A 10,216-nucleotide genomic window follows, 5' to 3' on the forward strand; every position below is an offset into this window, starting at 1 on the left:
CCAGGTTCAACACATACGGTTCCAACAGTTGTGAATTGCTTTCAGATTACTATTTTAGTATAGCATTTACAGGCTAACAAGCTTCATGGCTACATCTTTGGTTGTTGTGAATTGCTTTCAGATTACTATTTTAGTATAGCATTTACAGGAAAATCTCCAATTACCAATAGTAGTTCTTGGTTGTGAATTGCTTTCAGATTACTATTTTAGTATAGCATTTACAGGATATAAGATATGGCTATCAAATACAATATAGTTGTGAATTGCTTTCAGATTACTATTTTAGTATAGCATTTACAGGTTAGATCGGGGAAACTAAATACCTGGGCTTGTTGTGAATTGCTTTCAGATTACTATTTTAGTATAGCATTTACAGGCGTAGTAGTTTAAGCTGTTGTCGGCTAATGGTTGTGAATTGCTTTCAGATTACTATTTTAGTATAGCATTTACAGGTACTTTAAACTGCGTGGAAACATCTCTACCGTTGTGAATTGCTTTCAGATTACTATTTTAGTATAGCATTTACAGGTTTGTTCTAGACATCAACAAGTCGCCAACTGTTGTGAATTGCTTTCAGATTACTATTTTAGTATAGCATTTACAGGTATCTTTTTATAAGCGATATCAATTGCAGTGTTGTGAATTGCTTTCAGATTACTATTTTAGTATAGCATTTACAGGATATTCTGGTATTATGATTTCAAAAGTATTGTTGTGAATTGCTTTCAGATTACTATTTTAGTATAGCATTTACAGGAAAAGAACAATAAATCAAAGTCATCATCCAGTTGTGAATTGCTTTCAGATTACTATTTTAGTATAGCATTTACAGGTTAGAGTTAGATTATACACAGCCAATAAGTGTTGTGAATTGCTTTCAGATTACTATTTTAGTATAGCATTTACAGGAAGTAAAAGAAATTTACATTAACCACCTAAGTTGTGAATTGCTTTCAGATTACTATTTTAGTATAGCATTTACAGGCGATCAAATCTTTTGCGGCGTCCTCCTCGTGTTGTGAATTGCTTTCAGATTACTATTTTAGTATAGCATTTACAGGAAATTACCGCTATAAGTCCATCCGTAATGTGTTGTGAATTGCTTTCAGATTACTATTTTAGTATAGCATTTACAGGACTGACACGTATAAACAACGTCGCTGATTGGTTGTGAATTGCTTTCAGATTACTATTTTAGTATAGCATTTACAGGACTTCTACTCACAGACTAACGGTGGTGTAGTTGTGAATTGCTTTCAGATTACTATTTTAGTATAGCATTTACAGGTTATTTTCATCAAAGACAATAAGAGTATTCGTTGTGAATTGCTTTCAGATTACTATTTTAGTATAGCATTTACAGGTAAAAACCCAAAAGCCACTCGTTGCATATGTTGTGAATTGCTTTCAGATTACTATTTTAGTATAGCATTTACAGGTTAGACGCACTAAGGCTAGATGGGATAATAGTTGTGAATTGCTTTCAGATTACTATTTTAGTATAGCATTTACAGGTTAAAGTCTGACGATTATTACACTGTATAAGTTGTGAATTGCTTTCAGATTACTATTTTAGTATAGCATTTACAGGTTATTTAAACGGTTCTTATACGTGGCACGTGTTGTGAATTGCTTTCAGATTACTATTTTAGTATAGCATTTACAGGCCAAAAGAATGTCACTAGAGCATCCAAACGGTTGTGAATTGCTTTCAGATTACTATTTTAGTATAGCATTTACAGGAGTTATCTAATTTTGCATTTTCAGTTACGTGTTGTGAATTGCTTTCAGATTACTATTTTAGTATAGCATTTACAGGAATACTTAGTGTCATACTCACCGTTATACAGTTGTGAATTGCTTTCAGATTACTATTTTAGTATAGCATTTACAGGATACTTGTCAAAAGTATTATATCCAGCAGTGTTGTGAATTGCTTTCAGATTACTATTTTAGTATAGCATTTACAGGATACCCGCCATAAAAAGCTGGTATCCTGTTTTTTAAAACACTTATTAGCTTATAAAAAAGTAACCCAGTTTTTCTACTCAACTTAAGCTAGAAATCTTTTTTTTAATCCTAAAACAATTCTAATTGCTGACTTGGTGTTTCGGGATCAACTTCTTTTTGCCCATGAAATAACTCCATCATACCAAATTGCCTATCCGTAATTTCCATAATACATATTTTTCCTTTCTTGGGTAAATTACTTTTAGTTCGCTTAATATGTACTGCTGCATTTTCTCTACTGGCACAAAACCGCATATAAATACTAAACTGAAACATAACAAAGCCATCGTCTAGTAATTTTTTTCTAAATCGAGCTGCAACCTTTCGTTCTGTTGCTGTTTCCGTTGGTAGATCAAAAAATACTAATACCCACATACTTCTATATTGATTTAATCTAGAAAAGCGATTTTGAATCATGGCATGGCAGGTTGTGCGCAGTGGAGACCAATGTTAAATTTATCTTTTTCATCCGCTCGTCTGCGCTCGAGATGACACGTAACATATTAACTAAATTCCGGGTATAATATCCTTCTGCTAACTCCAGAAAAACATTCTTGTAAACTATGCGTTGTACGACTCATAGCCACCATTAACGGACTCTTTTTTCCATCAATAACAACATCTAATGCCGGGATTTTTAATAATTCTGTTTTTATATTTTTATTTAAGTCTTCTATATTACACCCTGTTTCCACCATATCATAGACCAAGGCATCTACATAGGGACGGTAAGGCTCCATTACATCATCTGCCAAACAAAATGCATTATACTTATTACTATGAAAAATCCCAACCGAAGGCAATAGTCCGCTACTCACTAAAGCACGGGCGGTAACCGCTCTTAGTATGGCATAGCCATAATTTAATAAATTATTGGGTGCAACTCCTTTCTGGTTTCTACTAAACCCATCTAACGCGTTAAACAAGGTTTGAAAATAGTAGGCGGCAGAAATCGCTTCTATATTTCCTGGATCACCACTTTTTATTTCCTTTATCCAACGCTTTAATTTTAAAGCCTTTTTACCTTGCTCTAATAAATGATTGGCTTGATTATCTACTTTAGCGACAACTGTTTGTTGCCACAATTGTTTTTTTAAAGGCACACTGGCTTTTAATTGATAACGCATGCGCTCTGTCTGTTCTGTATGCCCCACCATAGGTTGTAAAAATCCACATGGCATATGTTGTTTATCACAGGTAATGACAGCCGTTTTATTTTGTACCAATTTCATCAATAACCCTGTGGTAATGGTAATTTGAGGATGCTCTAGCACCACATAGCCCAAATCTTCAATTGCAACAACGGCTTCTTTTTTATTGTCTTCAGGAAAACGAACTACCAACTGCTCATGCTTAGTACTTAAATAGGCTGGATTACCAAAAAATAGTGTGCGTTTTATCATAAATTAAATTTTTGAAATATGCGCTAAACGGTCTACTTTAAGTTTCAAACAAATATCTTTTATCATAATTCCATTAATATCTTTTTCCATCTTGTTTAAAGCAGAATATTCAAATTTATTTTTAATGGTAGTTGATACATTTGATAAAAGAAAAAAGCATTGTGAATTAGAAGCACTCACCATTTTATATATTCTATTGACCTGCTCCTTATTTAAATTATCAAAATCGATTAAATTAGGGTTTTCTCTTTCTTCTTCGGTTGGTACATAAACCAAATCGTTTGGAGAAAGTGTAAATAAGAATTTCCCTTTTTCGGGGTTACTTTGTATAGGGGTTCTATCTTCTTTAGGTAAATGAGCAACTTGTTTTTGATGCGCTACAACTTCATTTAAAGGAATGGTTTCAAAATTTCTTTTCTTCTTTTTATCATCCCAATAGACTGCGAAAAATAAATTAGTTCCTTTTGCTGCTTCTACATATTTTGAGGATTTATTACCGCTCTCTCCTATTTGAAACTTACTACCAATCTCAAAAAATTTAACTTTATTAATTGGTTGGTGTTTTTTGCCATTATTAAGTTGAACTAAATTTTTATTTAAATCTTCTATACCTTCATCGCTAAAGGCTAAGGCAAATTGAGGTTTTCCTTTTTCATCTAAATAATTTTTTAAATGATTTGGTAAAATAACATCTCGAATTTGACTATCTGTTATCTTAGCTAGATGTTTTTCGTTTTTTATTTCGCTTAGCACTCCTCTAACAGAAGTTGCAACTTTCCCTTTAGGTGTTTTTATTTCGTAAATACCAGAAACAGTTTCTTTATGTAACGATTTTCTTATGGCCCAATTATCACCTTTTATTTGTTTTCTAAGTATTTTTTTAGGTTTCCCATCTTTTCCTAGATTTAAATTTCCTTTTTCATCTTTATAAGACCAGAACTTATTATTCGTTTTGTTAATTACCCTTGTATTCTGTTTAAAACTAATAACTGTTTCTTCAATAGCATTTTTTACTTCAACAGAAAAATTATTCCAAGGCATTTTAAAGATTTTAGTATAATGCCCATTATCATTTTTAACTAAGAGTTTATCTCTTAATCCATAATTTTTCTTTTCGGCATTTAACGCACTTAAATAATTAATATGCTCTTTAGACACACATGCTATTACCAAAGCATCTAATGCATGATGGCGATGGTCTATTCTTTTCTTATTAAATCCTTTGCTGATTTCATCTGGAACTTGAATACGATAAGCATTTATTTTCTTATCCCAAAAACCAAAATCTTCTGAGTTTGTTAATGTATTTAATCGTTTAAAACGTGGTGCTATTATTTCATTCCATTTATCATTTAATCCCCAATCGTTTTTTAATTTACCTGTAACACTACCTGTTACAGGTACTATATGTTTAGAAGTTGCTTCTTTTTCATTGTCTTCTCGTACTATATTACTTAATAAACCTTTAATTAATTTACTTATATATCTACTATCATTTAGTTGTCTATTTATAAAGCCTTCAGGAATATCTTCACTTAACAAGTTTCTTAGTTTTGTTCTGTTATTTTTAAAATAACGACTAATATGTGCTTCATATTCATCTATTTTTAGAAGTTTATGGCCGTTTATAATACTTCCGCCTTTTTCTTTTAAATATTCGTAAGCCGTTTTATTGTCTTTATCTTCATTTACTTCACTTTCACAAATAATTTTATTACTTAAAGAATTATCAAAATACCGAGACTGTGGTATAACATGTTCTATTTGATAATTGGTAGTAAAAAGTTTTGAAAGCTGAATTGGCTTACCTGTATAAGGAGAAATATAGCCTTGTTCTAACCAAAGCTTATATCGTGTAATTTCATTTTTAGACGGATTATTATTACGTCTAATTTTCTGAATTTCGTCCTCACTTACAGCATCGTATCTTGCATTAGGATTTTGATAAACACCTTCTTCATAAATCTTTAATAAATCTTGATGACTAGGAGAAAAGGATCTCACACCTCCATCAACTAAGGGATCTGTCATCAAATCTTTTAGGACTTCCTTAATACGATAATTTGTGTTTTCATTCTCAGATACTTTTTGCGAAATCTGTTTACGTTTATCGGCAGGATTTTTCATTTCTCGACCAAGTTCTACGTGAATTTCATCAAAAAAATCTTCAGATCCATTTCCTTTATATTTCCAAATGTCATGTACAACTCTAAGCGTTTCTGTCACCACCTGTTCTACGATAGGATTACGTAAAGAGTGTTGTTTAAACGAGAGTAAATATTTTTCAATATCGAGAGGAGATTTCCATTGTTGTATATTTCCTATTTCAGAATGTCTACCGTAAACTAAATAACAAGCCTGGTAGGTATTTAATCCCACTAAGGGATTTCTTTCTTTAAAAGAAATAAAACTTTTTATAAGTTGTTTAGGTATATCATCGTCACTAACATCTATTAATGCTTCTGCTAATTCTTTAGACGTATAATTTTCACTCAGCTCTAATTGACTAACACGCTCCATGATAGCAATACTTCTATCTTTTATAGGATTTGAAATTTTATCTAGATTCCAATATTTCCCCATTCGCATTAATGGTAATAATTTTTCAATTGCTTTTTTAGAAAAACTACCATAATCACTTTTAAAAGGTGGGAATTTGATAAAATGTTCTATAAAAGAAGTTTCATCTATATGTTGTTTATTAGCAAACTTTTTAAGAGCTTTTTCATACTCTTTAATATCTGTTACAGAATAAATAATATGCCATAATTGCTCTTCTATATTATCAGTTAAAAATTCATGAGCACTAGTTATCCCCTCAGTTTTACTTAATCTTGAAACGAATTGCGATTTTGTCTCACAGCAAGGATATTTTTTATCTTCAACATAATTCCATCGGTAATTTTCTTTCTCATCTTTACTTATAAACTTCTTTTTAATGAAATAGTCAATAATTTGTTTTTGTTCTACTGCTTGTTTTGTAGTAAGAAAATCATATAAATCTGTCCAGTCTACATCTGTTTTTAAAAGAGAATTTGTAATATCTTTTTCTTTAATTTCTTTTTTATAAATTCTTAGATTTTGAAGCCATTGCCATAATCGAAACTCTTGAAACAATGGGTGTGATTTTGAAATTGCTTTTACAGGTTCAACAACTTCTTCTAAAACACCTGTTTCATGATTCTTTTTCTTGAATTTTCTTACTTCAAACTGACATCCTGAAATATTTGATTTTTTACTTTTAAGAGGTCTTTGGTAAAAAATAATATCATCTGTAAACAAATATTCAAATCCTTTATCTTTTATATTGTTTTGATGTGCTTCATTTCTTGGATACAATTCCAAAATACAAGCTTTATATAACTCCTTATTAAATAATTCTGGCTGTAAACTTATTTGCTTTGAAAGAATTTTTTTAAACTCTGCTTTATAAAATTTTCTCTCTATTGTTTTTACTAATTTCCCTCTGATTTTTTGTGTTGGATTTAAAAGTAAACTCTCATAAATATATTCTCCAACCGTTTTCCCTGACCTTTCAACATCCTGTTCTGTTTTCGCTTTTATAGCCGCCCAATCTTGTTCTGAATTTACTATTTTATATGAATATTTAGTATCGCCATTTTTTAAAGTTGAAATGGTTACAATAAACTCCTTTGTTCTATCAATCCAATCTTCAGTTTTAGTAATTTGTTTATCGTATGGCCATCCATTTTCAAAAACCACATTATACAAAGGTTTTCCTTTAACTGACTCTCCCGAATTAATAACCTCTTTTACTTTTAACTGAACAAATTGCTTATTCTTATCGTCATCAATTTCTTCACCTCTTAATTGATAATACCCTCTTTTTTGATTAAAATTGAGTATCAACCAAGCCAGTTCCTCCTTAGTTATTTTATGACTTAAGGCTTTTTTACGAAGATAATAAAGTGTCCAATCATATGGGATTTTAGTGATTTCTCCATTTTTCTTAAGATAAAAAAGATGAGGTTGCCTTTCTTGAAACTCTTTAACCATTTCCTGAAATGAATTAAAAAATATAAACTCATATTTATCTAACTCATTTTTTCTATAATTTATTTTTTCTTCAGTTTGATCTTTAAATTGTCCTAACCGAATATTAAAATCAATGCTTTCAGAATAATGTTTTGGTAAAAAACCTAAGACATTTAATACACGATGAAGCCTTTCTCTTCGTAAATTATCCCTTTGATATAATCTTCTAACACCACGATAATTTGTTCTTTCTGCTGTTTGTGAGATTGATTGACCTGCATCAAATTTACCTAAAACATCCTGACTCATTGGGATTATCCTTACCCCAACACCCTCAATTTCACCTGTCTTATTTTTGAAATCATTTTGTATTAATGACCAACCAATAGAATTGGTTCCCAAATCTAAACCTAAAATTCGTTTCATATATAAATCTTTTAGATAAGAAAATTACAATAATCTTTTTACAAAACCTTACGGTTTTCCTCATTGCAAAGTTTAAAATTTAACCCTATATTTACAGTATCTGAAAGCAATTCACAATAAGGATTATTCCGTTGTGAAAACATTTAAGTCGCCTCGTCTTTTATACGGGGCATTTTTTTTATTCTAAAAGGAGACTAAAATAATACCACCCTCTCTCTTTTTTTGTTACAAGCTTTTAAAAGTGTCTTTGTTTACATTTATTTACCACAGCCATCTCTATAAAAATAAAAATCCTGTTGCTGGCTGCTTATCCCCACATAAACACAAGCATATCAACCTCTTAAATAAAAACACTAAAGAAACTAGTTATCAACATTTACAACTTTATAGTTGTTCCTATAAAGTTGACTATTTGTTTTACCATAAAGTAACAACTAGCATGGCATTACGGCAATTAAGAAACATATCAACCTAAATTTTCAAACAACTCTTTTGCAAAAGTATAATGACGTTCTTTATGAGTACTTTCTTGAACAATTGGCTGGTTTGTTGTAGATAACGACATATGATATTTTGCTTATGTACTGTTTTTTGGCTCTATACCCATACTATGATAATTCTTAAATGGTGCATCGTATAACTTACTTGGCTCTATCTTATCATTACGAGGTTAAGATTTTTTTAATTGTATCTAAAAATTCTATTTGTACTGCATTTAGCTTATAATCATTGATGAATATTGCAAAAGCAGCATCTAATTTCTCGAGACTTAATCCGATTAATGATATAATGAATTGCACCAAACGAAACTGTTCTTTGTCCAGGTCCATAAAGGTGTCTTTTAGAAACTGAGCGTGCTTTCTATTTTTAGCAAAAATTATAGTCTTACCTAGTTCGTCACCACCACGTTTTTTGATACCGTTTTCTAGCACATATCGTAAGGCTTATTTATAGTTAATGACTTCTTTTGTGGCAGGATTATCAAACTTTTTGTCTGCTACCAAAGACTTATATAAATCATCATTAGTTGTAATAATGTTCTCTATTTCGGAGCTCGCCTTGGCTTCTTGCAAATGAATGGTATCTAAAAACAACGTAGGGTTTGGCAAATTAGTTAACATTCCATTTAGTTGTGCTAATGCCTACTAACCTCTATCGTTTTACGCAATACCTTAGTCGTTTCTAAGCTTGCCTGTGGAGGTAATAGAGGAAGGTTATTAAATTTTGTCATTCTATACAAGGGTAATGATTACGTTTGTTTTATTAACAAAGGTAATTTAAAGCGAAAAATTACTCTCATTTTTAACTTAAGCGTAAAGATTACTCGCGTTATGTAGAGTGGATTTAATTTGTGATACTTCTAAATCAAGCACGAAAAATAAAGCGGTTCATTTAAATCATTAGCCAATCCTATGAAGAAGACATTAAAAAGTTTAGCTCACCATGATCTATTGATCAACACTCTTTAGGAAGTTTAAGGTCTTTACATACCTCATTTAATAATTCACATGGGTCTTCATCAATAGCGAGAGAAATCAAATACAGCTCTTTCACTTTTAATTGTGTTTTTATATTATTCGAAAGCTCACTTAATCTTGTTTTGCTAATACCTGTTTTACGAGATACGTCCGACCTATTTATCGATTTCTTAGCAAAGTAGAGTCCTAAATTAGTCATGTATTTATCCTGTTTTCTGTATATAAAGTTACTATTTAAGATAAATCTTTCTGATTTTATAAACTTTTATTTGTTTTTTTGTCTTAAAATAAGTACATTTATTCCGATTATATGAAATAATTGTCCGTATACCTAAACAATAATCTTATTAGAAATGAATAAAAAAACAAATTCACCTATAAAACAGATTATAAGTAAGCTTATTAATTGTCTTGAGATAAAATATATTTATAAGACAGAGATTGTATTAGAAAAAGAAAGCAAAACACTATTAATTGTTATACTGCAAGGAAATTGTTCTTCCTTAACCAAAGAATTATCAGCGATGATCGCTAAAATATTTCAAGAGGAAACTGATTTCTTGTATCGAATATTTTCTTTTGAATATGCCCATCACCAATTAAAAGAAGAAAACTTATTTTTTGTTCATGGCTGCTCATGGGAAAAACAAATCTTCTATAATCCAAATTCAGAATTAGATAATTTTCATGAGTATTATGCAACAGGAAAAACGCTAAATCAGATACAGTCAATTTTCGAAAAAGAACATTATAAAATGGCTGCATTTATGGATGGTGCTAAGTTTTTTGTCGAAAAAAGTAATCTTCATCAAGCGGCTTTTATGCTCCACCAATATATAGAATTGTGGTTTCGCTATACTGCCCTTATTTTAATGGGTAAAGAACGAAAAAGTCATAGTATCA

7 protein-coding genes and 1 CRISPR repeat array (1 of these 8 running past the window's edge) are annotated in these 10,216 nt (G+C 30.6%); of the genes, 1 reads left to right on the forward strand and 6 read right to left on the reverse strand.

The genetic code is table 11. The annotated features are described in order from the left end of the window. Positions 1-1,971: direct repeats of the CRISPR family, unit length 46 nt; unit sequence GTTGTGAATTGCTTTCAGATTACTATTTTAGTATAGCATTTACAGG (it extends 3,382 nt beyond the left edge of the window). Between the two features lie 108 nt (positions 1,972-2,079). The 6 genes from cas2 to DFQ09_RS04215 form a co-directional block, all read right to left on the reverse strand. Next, on the reverse strand, positions 2,080-2,427 hold the full coding sequence (gene cas2, locus DFQ09_RS04190; protein ID WP_115808383.1) for a CRISPR-associated endonuclease Cas2: 348 nt from the start codon (positions 2,425-2,427) through the stop codon (positions 2,080-2,082). A gap of 86 nt (positions 2,428-2,513) precedes the next feature. Continuing rightward, positions 2,514-3,413, reverse strand: coding sequence for a type II CRISPR-associated endonuclease Cas1 (cas1, locus tag DFQ09_RS04195; RefSeq protein WP_115808384.1), 900 nt, complete (start codon positions 3,411-3,413; stop codon positions 2,514-2,516). A 3-nt stretch (positions 3,414-3,416) separates the two neighbouring features. Beyond that, a complete protein-coding gene (gene cas9, locus DFQ09_RS04200) occupies positions 3,417-7,835 on the reverse strand; it encodes a type II CRISPR RNA-guided endonuclease Cas9 (protein WP_115808385.1) in 4,419 nt (1,472 codons plus the stop codon). Between the two features lie 662 nt (positions 7,836-8,497). Continuing rightward, positions 8,498-8,767 (reverse strand): hypothetical protein, encoded by a 270-nt coding sequence (locus DFQ09_RS04205; protein ID WP_115808386.1) that lies wholly within the window; start codon positions 8,765-8,767, stop codon positions 8,498-8,500. A 12-nt stretch (positions 8,768-8,779) separates the two neighbouring features. After that, positions 8,780-8,956 carry a Fic/DOC family N-terminal domain-containing protein gene (locus DFQ09_RS19060; RefSeq protein WP_245940302.1) on the reverse strand — a complete coding sequence of 59 codons (177 nt, stop codon included), beginning with the start codon at positions 8,954-8,956 and terminating at the stop codon, positions 8,780-8,782. A 334-nt stretch (positions 8,957-9,290) separates the two neighbouring features. Further along, positions 9,291-9,512, reverse strand: coding sequence for a helix-turn-helix domain-containing protein (locus DFQ09_RS04215; protein WP_115808387.1), 222 nt, complete (start codon positions 9,510-9,512; stop codon positions 9,291-9,293). 154 nt (positions 9,513-9,666) lie between these two features. Here DFQ09_RS04215 and DFQ09_RS04220 point away from each other — a divergent pair. After that, on the forward strand, positions 9,667-10,216 hold a 550-nt coding region (locus tag DFQ09_RS04220), incomplete at its 3' end, for a HEPN domain-containing protein (protein WP_147298319.1).

This window comes from Winogradskyella pacifica (genome assembly GCF_003386275.1).
GTDB lineage: Bacteria > Bacteroidota > Bacteroidia > Flavobacteriales > Flavobacteriaceae > Winogradskyella > Winogradskyella pacifica.